Source organism: Mesorhizobium sp. CA12, from assembly GCF_020165255.1.
Classification (GTDB): domain Bacteria; phylum Pseudomonadota; class Alphaproteobacteria; order Rhizobiales; family Rhizobiaceae; genus Mesorhizobium.
Window position 1 is genome coordinate 405,021 of record NZ_JAIUHT010000002.1, and the last position, 20,318, is coordinate 425,338.

General features: G+C 63.1%; 19 protein-coding genes. 4 read left to right on the forward strand and 15 right to left on the reverse strand.

Going from position 1 to position 20,318, the window contains the following annotated elements; translation table 11 throughout:
- Window positions 1-101: 101 nt before the first annotated feature.
- The 9 genes from LB520_RS06055 to LB520_RS06095 all read right to left on the reverse strand — a co-directional run bounded on the left by LB520_RS06055 (window position 102) and on the right by LB520_RS06095 (window position 10,910).
- Window positions 102-1,166, reverse strand: coding sequence for an ABC transporter ATP-binding protein (locus tag LB520_RS06055; RefSeq protein ID WP_224636813.1), 1,065 nt, complete (start codon window positions 1,164-1,166; stop codon window positions 102-104).
- A 16-nt stretch (window positions 1,167-1,182) separates the two neighbouring features.
- Window positions 1,183-1,974, reverse strand: a complete 792-nt coding sequence (locus LB520_RS06060) for an ABC transporter permease (protein WP_095766296.1) — start codon at window positions 1,972-1,974, stop codon at window positions 1,183-1,185.
- Window positions 1,971-2,888: an ABC transporter permease gene (locus tag LB520_RS06065; RefSeq protein ID WP_095766295.1), complete on the reverse strand. Its 918-nt coding sequence runs from the start codon at window positions 2,886-2,888 to the stop codon at window positions 1,971-1,973. The genes LB520_RS06060 and LB520_RS06065 overlap by 4 nt, the downstream gene beginning before the upstream one ends.
- Before the next feature lie 65 nt (window positions 2,889-2,953).
- Complete coding sequence (locus tag LB520_RS06070; protein WP_095766294.1) at window positions 2,954-4,060, reverse strand: ABC transporter substrate-binding protein; 1,107 nt, start codon at window positions 4,058-4,060, stop codon at window positions 2,954-2,956.
- Window positions 4,061-4,305: 245 nt separating this feature from the next.
- Window positions 4,306-5,478 (reverse strand): iron-containing alcohol dehydrogenase, encoded by a 1,173-nt coding sequence (locus LB520_RS06075; RefSeq protein ID WP_224636814.1) that lies wholly within the window; start codon window positions 5,476-5,478, stop codon window positions 4,306-4,308.
- Window positions 5,479-5,496: 18 nt separating this feature from the next.
- Entirely contained in the window at window positions 5,497-6,885 is a 1,389-nt protein-coding gene (locus LB520_RS06080) for an aldehyde dehydrogenase family protein (RefSeq protein ID WP_224636817.1), read from the reverse strand.
- Window positions 6,886-7,074: 189 nt separating this feature from the next.
- Window positions 7,075-8,445 carry a glutamine synthetase family protein gene (locus LB520_RS06085; RefSeq protein ID WP_224636819.1) on the reverse strand — a complete coding sequence of 457 codons (1,371 nt, stop codon included), beginning with the start codon at window positions 8,443-8,445 and terminating at the stop codon, window positions 7,075-7,077.
- Window positions 8,446-8,532: 87 nt separating this feature from the next.
- On the reverse strand, window positions 8,533-10,068 hold the full coding sequence (locus tag LB520_RS06090) for an amino acid permease (RefSeq protein WP_095766291.1): 1,536 nt from the start codon (window positions 10,066-10,068) through the stop codon (window positions 8,533-8,535).
- Between the two features lie 23 nt (window positions 10,069-10,091).
- On the reverse strand, window positions 10,092-10,910 hold the full coding sequence (locus LB520_RS06095; RefSeq protein ID WP_224626525.1) for an N-formylglutamate amidohydrolase: 819 nt from the start codon (window positions 10,908-10,910) through the stop codon (window positions 10,092-10,094).
- 146 nt (window positions 10,911-11,056) lie between these two features.
- On the opposite strand from LB520_RS06095, the gene LB520_RS06100 reads away from it, so the two are divergent.
- Entirely contained in the window at window positions 11,057-11,881 is an 825-nt protein-coding gene (locus LB520_RS06100; protein WP_224603301.1) for a MurR/RpiR family transcriptional regulator, read from the forward strand.
- An 83-nt stretch (window positions 11,882-11,964) separates the two neighbouring features.
- On the opposite strand, the gene LB520_RS06105 is transcribed toward LB520_RS06100, so the two are convergent.
- The 6 genes from LB520_RS06105 to LB520_RS06130 all read right to left on the reverse strand — a co-directional run bounded on the left by LB520_RS06105 (window position 11,965) and on the right by LB520_RS06130 (window position 17,818).
- The gene (locus LB520_RS06105) at window positions 11,965-12,372 is read right to left on the reverse strand and encodes a GtrA family protein (RefSeq protein WP_095766288.1); all 408 of its coding nucleotides are present in this window, start codon (window positions 12,370-12,372) and stop codon (window positions 11,965-11,967) included.
- Entirely contained in the window at window positions 12,369-13,187 is an 819-nt protein-coding gene (locus LB520_RS06110) for a ChbG/HpnK family deacetylase (RefSeq protein WP_224636821.1), read from the reverse strand. Before LB520_RS06110 ends, LB520_RS06105 begins: the two co-directional genes overlap by 4 nt.
- Window positions 13,184-14,152, reverse strand: coding sequence for a glycosyltransferase family 2 protein (locus LB520_RS06115; protein WP_095766286.1), 969 nt, complete (start codon window positions 14,150-14,152; stop codon window positions 13,184-13,186). The genes LB520_RS06110 and LB520_RS06115 overlap by 4 nt, the downstream gene beginning before the upstream one ends.
- Entirely contained in the window at window positions 14,145-15,311 is a 1,167-nt protein-coding gene (locus tag LB520_RS06120; protein WP_224636823.1) for a glycosyltransferase 87 family protein, read from the reverse strand. The genes LB520_RS06115 and LB520_RS06120 overlap by 8 nt, the downstream gene beginning before the upstream one ends.
- A 222-nt stretch (window positions 15,312-15,533) precedes the next feature.
- Window positions 15,534-16,571, reverse strand: coding sequence for a zinc-binding dehydrogenase (locus tag LB520_RS06125; protein WP_224636824.1), 1,038 nt, complete (start codon window positions 16,569-16,571; stop codon window positions 15,534-15,536).
- A gap of 5 nt (window positions 16,572-16,576) precedes the next feature.
- A complete protein-coding gene (locus LB520_RS06130) occupies window positions 16,577-17,818 on the reverse strand; it encodes an acyl-CoA dehydrogenase family protein (RefSeq protein ID WP_224636825.1) in 1,242 nt (413 codons plus the stop codon).
- A gap of 118 nt (window positions 17,819-17,936) precedes the next feature.
- Between LB520_RS06130 and LB520_RS06135 the strand changes: the two genes are divergently transcribed.
- From LB520_RS06135 to LB520_RS06145, 3 genes are read left to right on the forward strand one after another with little or no spacing between them, the layout of a single operon-like run.
- Window positions 17,937-18,752 carry an SDR family oxidoreductase gene (locus LB520_RS06135; protein WP_224543437.1) on the forward strand — a complete coding sequence of 272 codons (816 nt, stop codon included), beginning with the start codon at window positions 17,937-17,939 and terminating at the stop codon, window positions 18,750-18,752.
- A 51-nt stretch (window positions 18,753-18,803) separates the two neighbouring features.
- On the forward strand, window positions 18,804-19,283 hold the full coding sequence (locus LB520_RS06140; protein WP_095766281.1) for a MaoC family dehydratase: 480 nt from the start codon (window positions 18,804-18,806) through the stop codon (window positions 19,281-19,283).
- Window positions 19,280-20,317 (forward strand): phosphotransferase family protein, encoded by a 1,038-nt coding sequence (locus LB520_RS06145; RefSeq protein WP_224543440.1) that lies wholly within the window; start codon window positions 19,280-19,282, stop codon window positions 20,315-20,317. Before LB520_RS06140 ends, LB520_RS06145 begins: the two co-directional genes overlap by 4 nt.
- Window position 20,318: the final 1 nt, after the last annotated feature.

The window sequence follows — 20,318 nt, forward strand, 5'->3', positions numbered from 1 at the left end:
GCGCCGCCTCATAGGGGTGCTCGCAGGACATGCCGATGACGGCCGTATATCACCGAGAACCGTCTGGCATGTCTTATCGGCATCAGGACGGGCCAGAGCCGTCAATGCAGAACCAGCATGTCGCCCGATGAGAAGGAGATGTCCGCCTTGTCGCCTACGGCAGGGGGCGGTGTCGCCGAGTTGTTGAAGGTATCGAGCGATACCGTGTTGCCGCCGATGCCGACGCGCACGCGGATGACGGAACCGAGGAAATGCACTTCGGCGATCTCGCCCGACAGGCTGGTGTCGTGGCCGGGCTGGCGCCCCAGCGAGATGGCTTCGGGCCGCAGCGCCAGCGACAGCGTGTCGCCTGACTTCGAGCCGTTGAGCTTGCCCTTGAGCGACACTTCCTGGGCGTTGACTTGCACCTTGCCGGACGCGGCGTCGGTGACCTTGCCTTCCAGCACGTTGAGCGTGCCGACGAAATTGGCGACGAATTTGGTGGCCGGCCGGTTGTAGATCTCGAACGGCGTGCCGACCTGCTCGGCCTTGCCGCCATACATCACCGCGATGCGGTCGGAGATCGACAGCGCCTCTTCCTGATCATGCGTGACGAAGATGGTGGTGATGCCGAGCTTCTTCTGGATCGATCGGATTTCCTCGCGCAGCGACACGCGCACCTTGGCGTCGAGCGCCGACAGCGGCTCGTCGAGCAGAAGCAGCTTCGGCTTCGGCGCAATCGCCCGCGCGAGCGCGATGCGCTGCTGCTGGCCGCCGGAAAGCTGGTAGGGATAGCGGTCGGCCATCTGCGGCAGCTTGATGATGTCGAGCATCTCGGCGACCCGCCTGTCGGCATCGGCCTTCGGCATGCCACCGACCTTCAACCCGAAGGCGATGTTCTGCGCCACCGTCAGGTTCGGGAACAGCGCGTAGGCCTGGAACACCATGCCGACATTGCGCTGATTGGGCTTCAGCCTGGTTATGTCCTTGCCGCCGACGACGATCTTGCCGGCCGAGGGCTCCTCGAAGCCGGCGACCATACGCAACACCGTGGTTTTGCCGCAGCCGGACGGCCCCAGGAAGGAGACGAATTCGCCCGGCTCGACGTCGAGATTGAAGTCCTCCACCACGGTGGTGGCACCGAAGGATTTTCGAACGTGCTGGATGGAGAGGAATGGGTCGGCCATGGCGTGGTTCTCTCGATCAATTTGGGCGGTTCGCCGATTTCGGCGCGAAGCGGGACAGGATCTGGATCAGCGACATGCAGCCCCAGGTGATGGCGAAGGCGATGATCGCAAGCGCAGCCGGCTCATAGGCACGATTGGCGCCGATATTCTGCAGGTAAGGGCCGAATGCCGGCCGATTGAGCAGGCTTGCCATGGTGAATTCGCCGATGACGATGGCGAAGGTCAGGAAGGCACCCGACAGCACCGCGATCAGCACATTGGGCAGGATGACGCGGGTGATGATCGTGCCCCAGCCGGCGCCGAGGATTTGGGCTGCTTCCGTCAGCGTTCTGACATCGATGGTACGAAGGCCGGTGTCGACGGCGCGGTACATGTAGGGTAGCGCCAGCGTCGCATAGCCGATCACCAGCAAGGCGCTGGCGCCGAGATCGCTGGCCAGGAACGGCAGCGGCGAATTCGAGCCATACATACGGATATAGCCGAAGACGATGACGATCGCCGGAATGACCAGCGGCAGCAGCGTGATGAATTCGACGATCGGCCTGATTTGAGGCAATCGGAGACGGATCCAGTAGGCGGCCGGCACCACGATCAGCACGCCGAGAATGATGGTGAAGATCGCGGCGACCACCGAATACAGGAACGTCGCTTGGAAGCGTGGATCGCCGAGCACGACTTGATAGGCGTCGAAGGAATGGACGCCGCGTCGCATGCGCAACGAAAACTCGAACGTTGCCAGCAGCGGGATGAAGAAATAGGCCGTGCCAATACCGAAGACGACCCAGGCCCAGAATTTGCCAGACTTCATTTCAGCCACCTCTCGGAACGGGTCCGGAACCAGATGTAGAAGACATTCGCCAGTCCGGTGATGACGATCATGCCGAAGGCGATCGCGTAACCGAGTTGCGGGTTGTGCAGCACGTCGCCGTTGATCTGCGAATAGAGCTTGATGGGAACGATGTTGAGCTGCGGGCCGGCGAACGCATAGGCCGTTGCGATGGCGCCGAAGGCGTTGGCGAACAGAAGGATAACGGTGCCGAGGAAACTCGGAAACAGCACCGGTATCACCACCATGCGCCAGTACTGCCACTGGGTGGCGCCAAGCGTGGCGGCCGCCTCGTTCCATTCCTTCTTCAAGCCGTCGATCGCCGGCACGATGATCACCACCATCAGCGGGATCTGAAAGAAGAGATAGACGACGATCAGCCCCCACGTGGTCAGGAAATTGAACCCCAGGGCATAGATGTTGAGGTTGAATATGTCGCGCAGCAGCACCGTCACGATGCCGACGCGGCCGAGCGTTGCGATGAACGCAAAGGCAAGCGGCAAGCCGGCAAAATTCGAGGCGACGCCCGAGAAGGTCAGCGTCGCGGAGCGAACCCAGCTGGGCAGGCCGCCGCGCACGATGGCCACGGCAATCGCCAGTCCGGCAAAAGCGCCGACGATGGCCGACCAGAAGCTGATCTTGATCGAAACCCAATAGGAATTGGCGATCGAAGGATCGCTGACCAACTGCAGGACGTTGTCGAGCGTAAACCCGCCTTCCCCGGTCTGAAACGCGCCGATGACGAGATAAAGCGTCGGCATGATCAGGAACATAAGGGCGAAGACGAAGAACGGCGCCACGCCGATCCATTGCGTCGGCAGGCGGAAAGCAGTCGCTTCGGTCGGCGGCGCGGGCTTGGTGGCAATAGACTGATTTGAAAGCGATAGATCGGTCATGTGCCCGGCACCGTCTTCGAGGGAAAGCCGGGCGGCCAGGCGGCCGCCCGGTGCATTTCAAGTCTTTACTTGACGTTGGCGCCGACAGTGGCGTCCCAGTTCTTGCTGATGGCTTCCTTGGCCTTGCCCTGCTCGTCGAGCGTCGGGAAAGCCGCCGAGGCATAGGACTCAGCCGGCGGCAGCTTGGCCAGCACGTCCGCCGGGATCTTGCCGTTCTTGGCGAGATCGTTGAAGCGGATCGGGTGGCAATAGCCCTTCAGCCAGCCGATCTGGCCTTCGTCGGAATAGAGGTATTCCATCCACAGCTTCGCGGCATTCGGATGCGGCGCGAAGGCGCTGATCGCCTGCACATAGACGCCGGCGACGACGCCGGTCTTCGGCACGATCACGTCGACGGGCGGGTTGCCCTTCAGCGTGTCGCGGCCGGCGAGCGCGTTGTAGTCCCAGTTGATCAGGATCGGCGTCTGGCCCTGGGCCAGCGTCGCCGGCTTGCCGACGACCGGAACGAAGTTGCCGGCGGCGTTGAGCTTCTTGAAGAACTCGAGGCCGGCTTTCCCGGCAGCTTCGCCAGCGGCGGCACCCGACGACAGGCCGGAGGCATAGACCGCCTGGATGGCCTGGTTCGACGCGCGCGGGTCACCGGCGAGCGCGACCGAATTGGCGAATTCCGGCTTCTGCAGGTCGGCCCAGTCGGTCGGCGATTCCTTGACCAGGTCCTTGTTCACCATGAACGACAGCACGCCGTAATAATCGCCATACCAGGCACCATCGGCATCCTTGGCGCTGTCCGGGATCGAGTCCCAGGTCGACACCTTGTAAGGCATCAGCAGGCCGTCGGCCTTGGCGGTCGGGCCGAAGGACAGGCCGACGTCGATGACGTCGGGCGCCTGCGGGCCCTTGTTGTCCTTGTTGGCCTTGATCGCCTCGACCTCGTCGCCCGAGCCGGCGTCGGGATTGAGCTCGTTGATGGTGATCCCCGGATACTTAGCCTTGAAACCGTCGATCACTGCCCCGTAGCCACACCAGTCATGCGGAAGCGCGATGGTGGTGAGCTGGCCTTCAGCCTTCGCGGCCTTGACGAGATCGTCCAGCGAATCCGCGGACGAAATCACCGTCGACGCAAAGAGCGCCGCGGCCGAGAGGGAAAGCACTTTCCCCGTGAACTTGAACATGTGTTCTCTCCGTTGAACTGGCGCGTTTAAGCGCCTGCGATGCGGGTATCGTTTTCGTGTGACAGCCGGATGAAGGCTTTTTGAAACCCGATCCCCGCGGCGAAAAAAGTTAACTCTTTTTAACGGACTGTAGCAATTAGCCCGCGCTTAATTTTCCGGCTAATGGTTATTCACCTTGCCCTTTGCCCTCTCCTTCCCCTTTGGAACGTCTCTTCAGTCAACTCTTCGGCATTGAAAGCCGGCTCTCAGACGGAGCCGGCGATCGCATTTTCGAGCAGCGTCAGCGCCGCCTTCTTGGTGAGCCTGACCGGGTTGCCGCCGGCCGTAGGATCGACCACCGCCATGTCGGCGATCAGCGTCTTGCGCTTCTTGTCCATGTCGAGGCCCTTGATCAGGCCGGGCAACGCATGCGGCACCTTGAGTTCCTTGCGCAGCTTGACGATCGCCTTGGCGAAGCCGTCGAAGCCGCCCTTGATGCCGCAATAGGCGGCGAGCCTGGCGATACGCTCGTCGATCGCCTCGCGGTTGAAGGCCAGCACATAAGGCATGAACACGGCATTGGTCATGCCGTGATGGGTGTCGTAGAGCGCGCCGATCGGATGCGACAGCGAATGGATGGCGCCCAGCCCCTTCTGGAAGGCGGCAGCGCCCATGGCGGCGGCGCTCATCATATGGGCGCGGGCAACCAGATCCTTGCCGTTGACGAAAGCCTTGGGCAGGTTCTCGAACACCAGCCGGATACCTTCCACCGCGATGCCGTCGGCCATCGGGTGATAGCCCGGCGCGCAATAGGCCTCGAGACAATGTGCAAGCGCATCCATGCCGGTGCCGGCGGTGATGAAGGCCGGCATGCCGACCGACAGCTCCGGATCGGCAATGACGATCGCCGGCAAAAGCTTCGGATGGAAGATGACCTTCTTGGTGTGGGTCTCCTCATTGGTGATGACGCCGGCGCGGCCGACCTCGGAGCCGGTTCCCGCCGTGGTCGGTACCGCGATGATCGGCGCGATCGCGTCCGAGTTGGCCCTGGTCCACCAGTCACCGACATCCTCGAAATCCCATACCGGGCGCGTTTGCCCGGCCTGGAAGGCGATCAGCTTGCCGAGATCGAGCGCCGAGCCGCCGCCGAAGGCGATGACACCGTCATGCTTGCCCTTCTTGAACACGGCGATGCCGGCCGTGAGATTGGACTCGACCGGGTTCGGCTTCACCTCCGAAAAAACGCCGTAGGGGACCTTGGCGTCGTCGAGGATCTTCAGCGTCGAAGCGACGACCGGAAGTTTTGCCAGGCCCGGGTCGGTGACGAAGAGCGGGCGCTTGATGCCCGCGGCAGCCAGCACGTCCGGCAGTTCCTTGATACGCCCGGCGCCGAAACGGACGGTGGTGGGGTAGTTCCATTTGGAGATCAGCTTGGACATGTCTTGTCTTTCAAAAAGTCAGATTGCTTCGCGCAGGTGATAGGATTTCGGCCGGGTCAGATTGTCATAGCCGATGGCCGAGAGCGCGGCGCCCTTGCCGGTGTCCTTGACGCCGGTCCAGACCAGCGCCGGGTCGAGATAGTCGCAGCGGTTCATGAACACCGTGCCGGTTTCAACGCGGTCGCCGATGGCCACCGCGCGCTCCGTGTCGCGCGTCCAGATCGATGCCGTCAGTCCGTAGGGGCTGTCGTTCATCAGCGCGATCGCCTCCTCGTCATTGCTTACCTTCATGATGCCGACGATCGGCCCAAAACTTTCTTCGCGCATGACGCTCATCTGGTGGTCGACCCCGGTCAGCACTTCCGGCGCCAGATAGGGCGAGCCTGGCCTGTCGTTCTCGACCTTCATGTCGATATGCGCCTTGGCGCCCTTGCGCAGCGCCTCGGCCTTTTGCTCGCGGATCAGGTCGGCGAAACGCGCCTGCGCCATCGGCCCCATGGTCGTCGCCTGCTCCAGCGGATTGCCGACGACATAATTCCTGGTCTCGGCGACAAAACCCTCGACGAACTCGTCATAGACCTTTTCGTGCACATAGACGCGCTCGATGCCGCAGCAGCACTGGCCGGAATTGAAGAAAGCGCCGTCGACCAGATTGGCGACCGCATGATCCATCTTGGCGTCGGGCAGCACATAGGCAGGGTCCTTGCCACCGAGCTCGAGGCCGAGCGTCATGAAGGTGCCGGCCGCGGCCTTCTCGATGGCGCGGCCGCCGCCGACCGAGCCGGTGAAATTGACATGGTCGATCTTGCCGGAGCCGAGCAGCTTCTCGGTCTGGGCGTGGTTCATGACCAGGTTCTGGAACAGCCCCTTTGGCAGGCCGGCCTTGTCGAAAGCCTGTTGGAAGCGCTCGCCGACCAGCAGCGTCTGCGCGGCATGCTTGAGGATAACGGCGCTGCCCGCCATCAATGCCGGCACGATCGTGTTGACCGCTGTGAGATACGGATAGTTCCAAGGCGCGATCACCAGCACGACCCCGAGCGGCACCTTCTTCACATAGCGGCGGAAGCCGTCCTTCGGGTTGGAGGCCAGGACCGGCTTCAGCGCGGCTTCGGCGATCTCGACCATGTAGTTGGTGCGTTCCTTGACGCCGCCGAACTCGCCGCCATAGCGTACCGGCCGGCCCATCTGCCAGGCGATCTCGGGCACGATCTCGTCGGTCATCGCAACCAGGGCTTCCAGCATCGCCAACATGTATTTGCCGCGCTCGACGACCGGCGTCTCGGCCCATTTTTCTTGCGCCGCCCTGGCGCGCTCGACCGCCGCGTTGATCGCCTGGTCGCTCGCGACCGGCCGCTCGGCATAGATCGATCCGTCGATGGGGGATTTGAGTTTGACCGTTTCGGTCATTTCTTCCTCGCAGTTTTACAACAATCGAAAATCACTTGGCTTTGGCGCCGCCCCTCATCCGCCTGCCGGCACCTTCTCCCCGTATAGTAACGGGGAGAAGGGAGAAGCTCCTGCGCGGGCGACCCCCTCTCCCCGTTCTTCACGGGGGAAGGGTAAGGGTGAGGGCGGCGCCGACCCTAACCCAGCCCCCTAGTACCTCTCAAAGCCCCTGTGCAGCTCCCAATCCGTGATGCGGCGGTCATATTCGAACTGCTCCCAGCGGGCGGTGTGCACATAGTGCTCGATCACGTCGTCGCCGAAGGCCTGCTTCAGCATCTTCGACTTCGAAAGTGTCTCGGTGGCGTCGCGCAGCGTCTTCGGGATCTCGGGCAGACGCGAGGCCTGATAGGCGTCGCCAACGAACGGCTTCTGCAGCTCCAGCTTCTCGTCGATGCCGGCAAGGCCGGACGCGATCAGGGCGGCGAAGGCGAGATACGGATTGAGATCGGCGCCGCCGATGCGGCATTCCATGCGGATGCCCTTGGTGCCCTCGCCGCACAGCCGGAAGCCGGCGGTGCGGTTGTCCTCGCTCCACATGATCTTGGTCGGCGCGAAGGTGCCGGCCTGGAAGCGCTTATAGGAGTTGATGTAGGGCGCTAGGAACCAGGTGAATTCCTTGGCGTATTTGAGCTGCCCGGCCGCCCATTGTTGGCCGAGGCTCGACAGCGTCCAGTCGGCCGTCTTGTCGAAGAACAGCGGCGTCTTGCCGTCCGCGCTCCACAGCGAATTGTGGATATGGCTGGAATTGCCGGCCAGCCCGTAATTGTACTTGGCCATGAAGGAGATCGCCTTGCCCTCGGAATCGGCGATCTCCTTGGCGCCGTTCTTCAGGATGACGTGGCGGTCGGCCATCTCGAGCGCTTCGGCATAGCGCACGTTGATCTCTTCCTGGCCGGGACCCCACTCGCCCTTGGAATTCTCGATCGGAATGCCGGCGGCCTCCATCTCGTTGCGAAGCCGGCGCATGACGCCTTCTTCCTTGCTGGTGATGCCGATCTGGTAGTCGCCGATATAGGGCGAGGCGCTATCGAGCCCCTGCCAGTGCTTCTTGCGCGCGGACTCGTAGGTTTCGCTGAACAGATAGAATTCGAGCTCGGAGGCGAAATAGCCGATATAGCCGCGCTCCTGCAGGCGCTTGACCTGCTTCTTCAGGATCGCGCGGGGTGAGTGGGCCAGATCCTCATGCGTGTGATGGTCGAGCACGTCGCAAATGACCAGCGCCGTCTTCTCCAGCCACGGAATGCGCCGCAGCGTCGACAGGTCCGGCTTCATGACGAAATCGCCATAGCCCTTCGACCAGCTCGCCGCCTTGTAGCCCGGCACCGGCTCCATATCGATGTCGCAGGCCAAGAGATAGTTGCAGCCATGCGTTTCGCCATGTGCGGAATCGACGAAATACTGAGCCAGGAAGCGCTTTCCCGCGAGCCGGCCCTGCATATCGACGATGCAGGCCAGCACCGTGTCGATCTCGCCGTTCGAGACCGCTTTCTTCAACTGATCGAACGAGAAATTCCCGGCCATTCCTTTGCCACTCCAGCGCTTGTCGATTAAAAGGGAGAAACAAAACCATGGCCGGCGTTGCGCCGGCCATGGCCATGAAGCGAAGTATCAGTGGCCGGTCTCGCCAACCGCCACTTCGGCTGCCGCAATTTCCGCCTGACGGCGAGCAATATCGGCCCCGATCGGCGGGCCCTTGAACCGCTTGGATTCTATGCCGAACCACAGCACCGCAAGAAGGATGATCAAACCGATGGCATAGTTGATCAAGATATCGAAGGGCGGCTGGATACCCGCGTACATCAACACCAGAACGCCGAGGATGGTGATAATGGCGAACGGCTTGGACCACACGCCCAGGCGGAACGGGCCGAATTCGGTCCAGCTTTTGCCTTCAGCAAGAAGGCCAGCCGCCACCGGCATCGCATAGGACACATAAAGGAACAGGGCACAGCCGGCCGCCAAAGCCGCGAAAGCCGGCGAGTAAAGCGTCGCTGCGACCGAGAGGACGGCTCCGAGCCAGATCGCCGCCACCGGCGTGCGCCATGTCGGGCTGACGGTTTTCCACATGGAGGAGCCGGGCAGCCCGCCATCACGCGCGAAGGCGAATATCATGCGCGAGGTGGAGGTCAGTCCAGCCAGCGCGCAGATGTAGTTTGCTACCACGATCGCGATGGCGATGATGCTCTTCAACCAAAACGGCGCCGGCAGATTATTGAAGAGATTGAACCAGGCGTTCGCGCCGTCCTTGGCAGTCGCCGCCAGATCCGGGCTTGCCAGCACGAAAGAGACGGCCATGACGAAGCCGAAGACCAATGACCAGAGGACCGAATGGATCATGCCGCGCGGCACTGCCACCCGAGCGTTGTGGGTCTCCTCCGAGGTATGGGCGGAGGCATCAAAACCGGTGATGGTGTATAGTGGGTAGAGAAGACCGATCAGGAAGGCGACCAGCGCCGTCCGTGCCGTCGGCACATAGCCGCCACCCGCATCGCCCGTGTTGTTGACGAAAGTGGTCAGTCGCGAAAAATCCCAGCTCGCGCCCCAGATCAGGAACATCGCGGTCAACACCACCGCAACGACCAGGATGAGATAGCCCGAAAAGTCGGTCAGCGCTGTGGTCAACTTGATGCCGAAATGGTTGAATAGCGCCTGCGTCACCGTGATGATCACGACCCCGATCACCTGCTCCTGATAACCCCAAGCCGACACATCGTGGCCGAACACGCCGGCCCAAACGAGGTCCTTGAAGAGCGCATAGACGCCGACATTGACCGAAGCGACAACGAAGATCAGCCCAAGCAGGTTGATCCAGGCCGTCGCCCAACCCCAGCCGCGCCCGCCCAAGATCGACGACCAATGGTAAAGCCCGCCGGCGGTCGGATAGGCCGAACCGATCTGGCCGAGCGAAGCCGCGACCACAAGGGCGAACAGACCGCCTATAACCCAGCCGATGGTCGCTTCGAAACCGCTGCCGGTGGCCATGGCCAGGGGGAACGAGGTGATGCCACCCGCCAGGATGCAAATGATCGAGAAGGAAATGGCAAAGTTAGAGAAGCCGCTCATGCGGCGAGCCAATTCCTGGGCATATCCCATGCTGTGAAGGACTTTTACGTCCTCAGACTTGTCGATTTCTTCAGGTCTCATTTTGGAAGTCCCCTATCTGGTTCTTAGCTGGCCGATTGTACTGACTTTCCCATTGCGCGTTGTCGGGAGCCCCTGGCCTCGTCAGGCTCCAGATTCGAGAATATGCCGGTGAGCAGATCCGCCCATTTTCGCTGCCCGGTCTCGCCGGAGATTTCGTCGTTGCGGATTTCGATCATCGCGCAGGCAAGGCCGCGCGAACGCGCGTGCCGTTCCAGCGTGAAATAGACGCGGTCGGCCGGCGAATAGGGTTCGTTCACGCCGACGGTGACGCCGGAGAGCCGCTGCAGCGCCGATATCAGCGGCGCCGCCAACCGGCGATCCTCGTCATGGATGATGCCTATATGCCATGGCCGGCTCTTGCCCTTATAGACCGGCGTGAAGGAGTGCACCGACACCAGCCGCGTCTCCTGGCCGCGCGCCAGCCGCCCGTCGATGATCTGGGCGATCGTGTCGTGGAACGGGCGCCAGGCAAGGTCGACGCGCGCGGCGCGCTGCTTGTCGGATAGATCTGTGTTGCCCGGGATGGCCGTCGTCTCGCTAATCGGCGGCACGAGATCCGGCGCGTCGAGCGGCCGGTTGCAATCGATGACGAGCCGCGACACGCGGGTCTCGATCAAAGTCGCATCGAGCGCTTCGGCCATGCGGCGGGCGACGGGAAGCGCGCCCGGGTCCCAGGCGATATGGCGCGAAAGCTCCGCAGCCGGCAGGCCGAGCGTCCCGAACTCGGCGGGCAGGACGTTGGAAGCGTGATCGCAGGTGAAGACAAAGGGGCTTGAGCCGCCGGGGTTCGTCACCCTCACGGTTTCAGACGGTGCAAGGCTGGCGGGCCGTGCTCTCTCCATACTGCCGTCCCCTGGGGGCGCTGTATCGAATGTTACGTATTTTGTCTCATTGCGTCCCTATGAATGATTTCATACAGTTTGACCGGCTTTGTCAAACGCGAATTCGGGAAAACGGCGGCGGGGCGGCCAACGGGCGGGGGAAAACCATGATTTCCAGCATTGCCGAACTGATCTCGGACCGCATCGGGACGATGCCGGCCGGCGAGCGCCGCGCCGCCCAGACGCTGATTGCCAACTATCCCTTGACCGGGCTGAAGACAGTCGCCGAATTCTCGGCCGCGGCCGGCGTGTCCTCGCCGACGATCCTGCGCTTCGTGGCCAGGCTCGGCTTCCAGAACTACCCCGAATTCCAGTCGGCGCTGCAGGATGAGCTGGCGGCGCAATTGCAGTCGCCCGCTTCGCGCACGCTCGATCCAAGCTCGGCCGGCGGCGCCATCTCGCCGATGCTCGAGGCAACGCTCGACAACATGCGCGAGACCTTCCGGCACCTCACCGACAGACAGCTGGCAGACATTGCCACGAGACTTGCCGAGCGGCGCGGCAAGACCTTCCTCATCGGCGGCCGTTTCACCGATCCGCTGGCGCGCTACATGGCCGCTCACCTGGCCATCATCCAGCCGGATGTCTATCACCTCGCCGGCCAGGAGAGCATCTGGCGCGACCGGCTGATCGACATGGGCAAGCGCGACGTCCTGGTGATCTTCGATATCCGCCGCTATCAGGAAAGTCTCGTGCGCTTTGCCGAGAAGGCTCACCATCGCGGCGTGCAGATCATTCTCTTCACCGACCAGTGGCTTTCGCCGATCGCCCGCTTCGCCCGACACGTGATCGCCGGACGCACCGCCGTGCCCTCGGCCTGGGATTCGTCCGCCGCACTCTTCGTCGTCGCAGAAACGCTGATCGCCGCCGTGACGAGGCAATTGGAAGCCGCCGGCGCCAAGCGCATGCGCGACCTGGAGAGCTTGCGATAGAGCCGGATGATTTCAGGTCGGACAGACCTGAAATCTGAATCCGTCTCCAAGCCGCCTATATCGACGCGGAGCCGGCCGAGCAGCTACTTTACGATCCTGCCCTCGATCGACCAGCGCGCCGCCAAAAAGTTCAGCACGGCGGCCACCACGACGCCGAGGATCTTGGCCGGCCAGACGCCGACAACCCCCGCCAGTACAGCGATCGACAGGCTCGAAACACCGAGCGAAATCAGCGCCCCGAGCGAGACGAAACGCAGGAAGGACCGATGCAGCCGGATGTCCGGGTCCCGCTCGAACGACCAGAAGCGGTTCGCTACGAAGGAGAATAGCACCGCGACGAACCAGGCACCGACATTGGCGGCCAGAGCCGGCACCACGAGCTTGAGCAGCAGGAAAAATGCGGTGAGATCGATGCCGGTGTTGACCAGCCCGACCAAGGCGAAGCGGACGATCTTGTTGCCGGTCGAACGCCGCGGCTGACCGGCGCTCATGCTTTGCCGTCCATGACGCGCACTCCGGCCCGTTCGAGGCTGGCGCCGAAATCCTCAGAAGTGAGAATCGTGAACTCGACCTCACGCGCGCCCTGCATCGGGTCTCGCGCCCGTAAAATGTCATCGACTTGACCCGGATGACACATGAACACCCCTTGTTCGGGCAAGGTGTCGACCGCCGCGCGCAGCGTCGGACCGAATTTTTGCGGCTGCCGCCAGTCATAGATGCCGCAGAGCGGCGTCATCACGTTAAAGCCGGCCCGCTGCATCGACCTGTTGAAACCCGCGGCCAGCGTGGCGATCGCCGCGATCTTGGCCGCCGCGTCCAGGCCGCCAAGGCTCGGCGCGCCGCGCAGCGCCGGCTTGTGTGCGCTGCCTCCAAACCGGGCGAGCAACCAATTCCGTACCACGGGAAGAAAATGCACGTGCTGGTGCCCGTCGATGTGATCGGGCGGGCCGGCCAGCGCGTCGGTGAAGAGGTCGTACTGGGCGTCGAGCTCGGCATGAATGTCCCGCTCGTCGATGCGCCCGCGACGGACCGGCAGCGCAAGAGAGGCAAGCCCAGGCAATTTGCCGTCTGGCGCCAAACTGGACGAGCCGGTTGCGGCGGTCTGATCGGTGAGGGTCAGGTGCAGCCCGATGGCGGCCCGTTGACGCAACGGCCTGATGCGCGCCGCCGCCTCTTCCCATTCGGCAAACCCGGTCATGCAACTGGTCCCGGTCAGGCGGCCGCGCTCGATGAGGTCGAGGATCGCGCTCGATACCCCCGGCGCAAGTCCGTAATCGTCGGCAATCAGGCGGATCGGCCGCGTCATTTGCCGGGGGCAACCTGCTCGGCGGCATTGCCATGCAGCACGTCACGCACGATATAGACGGGCCGGTCCTTGCTTTCGCTGAGCGTGACCCAGACATACTCGCCGATCAGGCCGAGCAGCGCCAGGTTGAGGCCTCCAAAAAGCACGACGGCGACCATGATGCTGGGGTAGCCAGGCACGGCGATGCCGTAGAACAGCACTTCGAACAGCACCTTCACGCCATAGGCCAGGCCTGCGAATGCCGCGAGCAATCCGATGAGGCTGATGACGCGCAGCGGGATCACGGAAAACGAGGTGAACCCTTCAAGCGAGAACGCGATCAGGTTGAACCTTGTCCATTTCGACGTGCCGCCGCCGCGGTTTTCCGGCGAGTAAAGCACAGCCTTCTGGCGGAAGCCGGCCCAGGCGAACAGACCCTTGTTGAAGCGGCGCTTGTCGCGCACGCTGGTCAAGGCACGCGCCACCGCGCCACGCATGACACGGAAATCTCCGGCATTCTCGGGAATATCGAAGCGCTGGCTGCTGTTGATCAGCCTGTAGAAGAGCCGCGCCAGTTGGCTGCGCCGCCAGCTCCCCTCGCGCCGGTCGTTCTGCGCGTAGACGACATCGATCTGCGGATGCTCGACCAGCTCGCCGATCATCCTCAGGCTGATATCCATGGAATGCTGGAGGTCCGAGTCCATGATCAGGACCATGTCGCCACGGGAATGATCGAGCCCGGCGAGCACCGCCGCTTCCTTGCCGAAATTACGGCTGAGCCGCACGATCTCCCAGGAGCCGGAGAGCGCGGCCGCGAACGTCTCGGCGCTGCCATCGCGGCTGCCGTCGTCGACGAGTATCTTGCGGACCGTCATGCCGAAGCGCTCCGCCACGGCCACTTCCAGCTTGTCGAGCAGCCCGACAAACGCGATAGCGGATTCGGCCTCGTTGAAAAACGGCGCGATGATGTCGAGCATCTCAGCCATGCGCGACGGCCCCGGCGGCAGGCGCCTTCTGTCTGTCTTGCGTCCAGAACCAGCCTACGAGCACGCAGGCGATTATGCTGACGCTGATCGGCCGGAACCACGGGTGGAAAAGATCGTGCAGTTGCAGGTTGGCACTGGTCAGTCCTGTGACGAAGAGGAACGCCGCCAAGAACCAGCACATGGCCCCGGCTCCCTTCTCCCGCCAAAGTAGGGCGATGGAGAGACCGGCAGGCACCGCCACCATGGCGTAAGTGTTCTGCTCGACCCGCGGATTGAAGACGCACATGTAGAATGCCGCGGCGAGGAAGATGGCGAGTCCGCTGATGTTGGCGTCCAGCCTGCGATCGAGCTGGAGCACCAGCCAAAGCGTGAGCAAACCCGCGACGACGCGCACGATCGTCGCGTCAAACTCGGAAATCGGGATGCCAAATCGCATGAAAGGCGCCGTGAAGTCGGCCGGAACGAAGGGGCCGGTCGGGTCCACCGTCATCGAAGTCAGAAGCCGGAAGAAATCATGATATTGCGCGTTGACGTAGTCGCTCGACGCAAAGCCATAGGGTATCGCGAGCGCGACCAGCACCGCCAGCACCAGCACCGGTATCAGCCGGGGACGCAGCGCCCCCGTCAGAAACAGTATGATGATCGCGGTCGGCTTGGCGATGATCGCAAGCATGGCCCAGAAGAAGCTTTCGGCCCGGCGCCCCTCGAGTGTCGACAGTGTAAGGAACCAGCACGCCCCTGTGAGCAGGATCGTCGCCTGGCCATTGCGAAGCGCTGCCAGCGCCACCGGCAAGGCAACAAAAAGACCGAAGGACAGCAGCCATGTCTGTTCCTGGCCGCCAAGCTTGCGCACCTGACGCATTGCGGCAAAGGTCAGGACGCTGAAGCCCAGCATGTGCCACAAGATATTGCCCAGATACGGCCCGAGCTTCAGCAGGGGAACATAGAGGACGGCGAAGGCGGGAGCGTATAGATACCCCATGGCAACTTCGACCTGATACAGCGGTTGGCGATCCAGAAAAGCTTCACTGCCATGCCTGTAGATATGGACCACCGAACGCGCATCGGGCGACCATAGCGCCAGACCAAGCACAAGCAGAAACGACCCGATCCAAAGCCAAAGCCCCAAACGGTCGAAAACCGGCTTGGTTACCATCATAGCGCACCCCGAATTCCGACCAGGACTTTCCCATCGCCGCCTGGTTTTTTACCGCCGGCGAGATATCACATCGAATGGAATAAAACATCCGAACGTGGCTGTTACCGGCGCGAGGCAATGACGGCGCAACAGCGGCTTTTTTCCGCCGCTGTCGGGTTGATCACAGCTTTGTGTTCAAGGCTTTGGTCTGGTCTGAACAACTGCGATCGGCGCTCGATTGCCTCACGGCCTGATGAACACCTTTCCGTTTGGCTTGGCGAGCTCGGCCGGCAGCCTCGCCATCGCTTCGTCGAGGGGCACGACCGCGGTGACGTCGGTCGACCAGCGTCCGTCGGAAAAGCGCTTCTGCGCTTCCAGCACCGCCGGGCCTAGCCTGTCGCGGAACTGGCGCATCCATTCGGCCAGCCAGAACCCTTCGACGCGCTTGTGCTGGAAGATCAGTTGGCCGGGCTCGCGGATCACGGTCGGCTCGGCGTCGAGCCTTCCATAGACGATCCAGCGCGCGCGTTTCGGCATGGCATTGAAGATGGTCGAAGCCAGCAGGCCGGTGACCGCGTCGAGGAAGATGCGCGGCTGCTCGGCCTTTATCGCCTCGCGCAATGTCACCTCGAAATCCGCCGCTTTCTCGTTGAGCACATGGGCGGCGCCGAGCTCCTTCAGCTGTGGAATCTGCTCGTCGCGACGCACGGTGACGATCGGGCGGAAACCTTCCTCCTTCGCCAACCCGATGATCAGCTTGCTGAGCTGGCTGGCGCCCGCGGTCATGATGAAGGATTTCTCGCCCTCCTCTCTGACGATGTCGAACATGGCCAAGGCGGTCAGCGGATTGACGATCATCGCTGCGCCGTCCTCGTCGCGCACGGTGTCGAGAAGCGGAATGCAGGACGCGGCCTCGGCAACCGCATAATCCGCCCATGCGCCCCAGTTCGACACGCCGGTGGCGAAGGCGACGCGTTTCCCTGCAAGGTTCCTTGCATAGGGATCGTCGCCCGTGGCGACGACGATGCCGACGCCTTCGAAGCCCGCCGGCCGGCCCTTTACCCGCGGCTGGCCGTACTGGCCCTTGATGAAGGCGATGTCGGACGGGTTGATCGAGGCGAGGCTGACCTTGATCAGCGCCTGCGAGGGACCGGGCGCCGGCACCGCGATGCTGCCGGGCTGGAGGTAAGGCTCCATCGCCTCCAGCGCGGCCGCCGACGGCGTCCTGGTGTAACCGTCGCCGACAAGCAGCAGACCCCGCATTTGCGAAGGAAGCGTCATGGCCGTCAGACCTTTTCCTGCGTGTATTTCTTCAGTTCCGTGCGCGCCACCTGCCGCCGGTGCACCGCGTCCGGCCCGTCGGCCAGCCGCAATGTCCTCAAATGCGTCCACGAGCGGGCGAGCGGCGTGTCCTGGCTGATGCCTTGCGCACCGAACATCTGGACTGCCTCGTCCGTGACCTTCAGCGCGACGCGCGGCGCCACCACCTTGATCTGGCTGATCCAGGGCGCGGCCGTGCGAGCGTCCCCCTGATCGATCATCCAGGCAGCCTTGAGGCATAAGAGCCGCGCCATCTCGATCTCCATCCGGCATTCGGCGATGATGTCGAAATTGGCGCCGAGCTTTGCCAGCGGCTGGCCGAAGGCCTCGCGCCGCACCGAGCGTTGGCACAGCATCTCCAGCGCCATCTCGGCCTGGCCGATCGCGCGCATGCAGTGATGGATGCGGCCAGGCCCTAGCCGCCCCTGCGCGATCTCGAACCCTCTGCCCTCGCCGAGGATCAGGTTCGTCGCCGCCACCCGTACATTGTCGAATCTCAGATGCATATGGCCGTGCGGCGCGTCGTCGTCGCCATAGACCTGCATGGGCCGCAGCTTGGCGATGCCCTTGCTGTCGGAGGGCACCAGGATCATCGAATGCCGACGATGCTGCGGCTCCTCGTCCGATCCCGTCCTGACCATGACGATATAGATGGCACAGCGCGGATCTCCCGCTCCGGAAGCCCACCATTTTTCGCCGTTCAGCACATAGTCCTCGCCTTGCCGCTCGCAGCGCATCGAAATGTTGGTGGCGTCCGAGGAAGCGACGTCCGGCTCGGTCATCAGATAGGCCGAGCGTATTTTCCCCTCGAGCAGCGGCTCCAGCCAGTCGCGCTTGTGCGCTTCCGAGCCGTATCGCTCCAGCACCTCCATGTTGCCGGTGTCAGGCGCCGAGCAGTTGAAGGTCTCGGCGCCGAGATGCGCCTTGCCCATCTCCTCCGCCAGATAGGCGTATTCGACGGTGGAAAGGCCGTAGCCGCGCTTGGAATCGGTGAGCCAAAAGTTCCACAGGCCGCGCTCGCGCGCCGTCTTCTTCAAGCCGTCCAGGATTTCCGTCTGCCTAGCGGTATAGGCCCAGCGGTCGCCATTCCTGCCGACTTCGGCGAGGAACTCTTCGCCGAGCGGCGCGATCTCGTCGCGCACCATCGCCGCCACGCGCTGATGGAGCGGCTTCAGCCGCTCGGTCATGCCGAGATTCATGTCCGCCATCGCTTCCGGCCTTTCCGAAGATAAACCTTTACCCGTGGCAAGGATGACCGTACTTCGGCTAGCCTTGTCAACGCGAGTCCTTGGGCGAGTCCCGGCCGGCCGGATGCGGAGAAACACGATGAGCTATCTGGACAAGCTGTTCTCGGTCGCCGGCAAGACTGCGCTGGTGACGGGTGCGGCGACCGGCATCGGCCGCATGGTGGCGACCGGGCTGGTGCGCGCCGGCGCTCAGGTGATGATCGCCTCGCGCAAGGGCGAGGATTGCGCAAAAGTCGCCAACGAATTGAACGCGCTCGGCGGCTCCGGCCATGCCGAGGGCTTTGCCGGCGACGTGTCCAGCGAAGCTGGCATCGCCGCTTTAGTCGCCGAGGTCAAGGCGCGCACGGAACGCCTGCACATCCTTGTCAACAATGCCGGCATTTCCTGGGGCGCGCCGCTGCAGGATTTCCCCTACCACGCCTGGGCCAAGGTGTTCGGCGTCAACGTCACCGCCGTCTTCCACCTGACGCGAGAGCTCTTGCCGCTTCTCGATGCCGCCGCGAGCGACGAGGATCCTGCCCGCGTCATCAATCTTGGCTCGGTGATGGGCACCCAGCCGTTGGCCGACGACGCCTATTCCTACGCCGCCTCGAAAGCGGCGGTGCATCATTTGACGCGCACGCTGGCGATCGAGTTCGCCGCCCGCCGCATCACCGTCAACGCCTTTGCGCCCGGTCCTTTCCAGAGCCGGATGACGGCCTTTGCCACCGCGACCGAGGAGCAAGCGAAACATGTTGGTAACCATGTTCCGCTCGGCCGCATCGGCGCGGCGGATGACATTGCCGGCGCAACGCTTTATTTGTGCAGCCGTGCCGGAAGCTATGTCACTGGCGCCATCCTGCCTATCGACGGCGGCCAGTCGGTGCAGCATGGCATGACTTTGTTCAAGGAATAAGGTGCCCGGTTCGAGGAATCGCGATCCGGGCGGGTTGCGGAGGACATCAGTGTGGAACCGATCAGTCTCGATACGCTTCTGGCAAGCGTCGGCAAGGAGGTCGGCGTCTCGCCCTGGCGAACGGTGACTCAGCGCATGATCGATCAGTTCGCCGATGCGACCGACGACCACCAGTTCATCCATTGCGATCCTGAGCGCGCCGCGCGCGAGACGCCGTTTGGCGGCACCATCGCGCATGGCTTCCTGTCGCTGTCGCTTTTGTCGGCAATGACCTTCGAGACCATGCCGCCACTGGAAAACAGCAAGATGGGCGTCAACCACGGCTTCGACACGCTGCGTTTCCTGGCGCCGGTGAAGACGGGCTCGCGCATCCGCACCCGCTTCGTGCTGGCTGACGTCAAGGTCAGGCCGTCCGGCTGGGTGCAGACGGCGCATGACGTGACCATCGAGATCGAAGGCTCGAAGAAGCCGGCGCTGACGGCGCGCTGGCTGACCTTGACGCTGATCGAGCGCCAACCCGAGAACGCATGAGCGGCGAGGCCGGCGCCATAGACCAGGCGGCCCTTGCGCCCTACCTCGAGGCGCATATCCCGGGTTTTGCCGGCCTGTCGGCGATTGAAAAATTCAAGTCCGGGCAGTCCAATCCGACCTATTTTTTGACAGCCGCCAGCGGCCGCTATGTGTTGCGCGCCAAGCCGCCGGGACAGTTGCTGAAATCCGCGCATCAGGTCGACCGGGAATTCCGGGTGATGCAGGCGCTTGCCGGCACGGCGGTGCCGGTGCCGCGCATGCTGCATCTTTCCGGCGAGGACTCCCCGATCGGCCGCATGTTCTACGTCATGGAATATCTCGACGGCCGCATCTTCTGGGATCCGTCACTGCCGGACGCATCCGGCAATGGCGAGCGCGCCGCGATCTACGATGCCATGAATGCGACGCTCGCCGCCTTGCACGATATCGATGTGGACGCCGTCGGACTTGGCGATTTCGGCCGGCCCGGCAGCTATTTCGAGCGCCAGCTCGCGCGCTGGACCAGCCAGTACAAGGCCTCCGAAACCGAAACCATAACCGACATGGACAGGCTGATTGCCTGGCTCGAAACGCATATGCCTGCCGATGACGGCCGCGTCTCGCTTGTCCATGGCGATTACCGGCTGGACAACATGATGTTCGCGCCGGGCGCGCCGAAGATCATCGCGCTGCTCGACTGGGAGCTGTCGACGCTCGGGCATCCCTTCGCCGACCTTGCCTATCAATGCATGCAGTGGCGTCTGCCGCATGCCTCGGGCTTTCGCGGCCTCGGTGGCATCGACCGCGCCGCTGCCGGCCTGCCTTCCGAGCAAGCCTATGTCGAGGCCTACTGCAGACGGCGCGGCATCGAGAAGATCGACAACTGGACCTTCTTCCTCGCCTTCTCCTTCTTCCGGCTGGCGGCGATCTGCCAGGGCGTCTACCGCCGCGCGCTGGACGGCAACGCCTCCAACCCGGAAAAGGCAAGGACCTACGGCCAGGCGGTAAAACTGCTCGCCGCGCTCGCGGTGGAACTGATTGACGAGAACAGCTGAA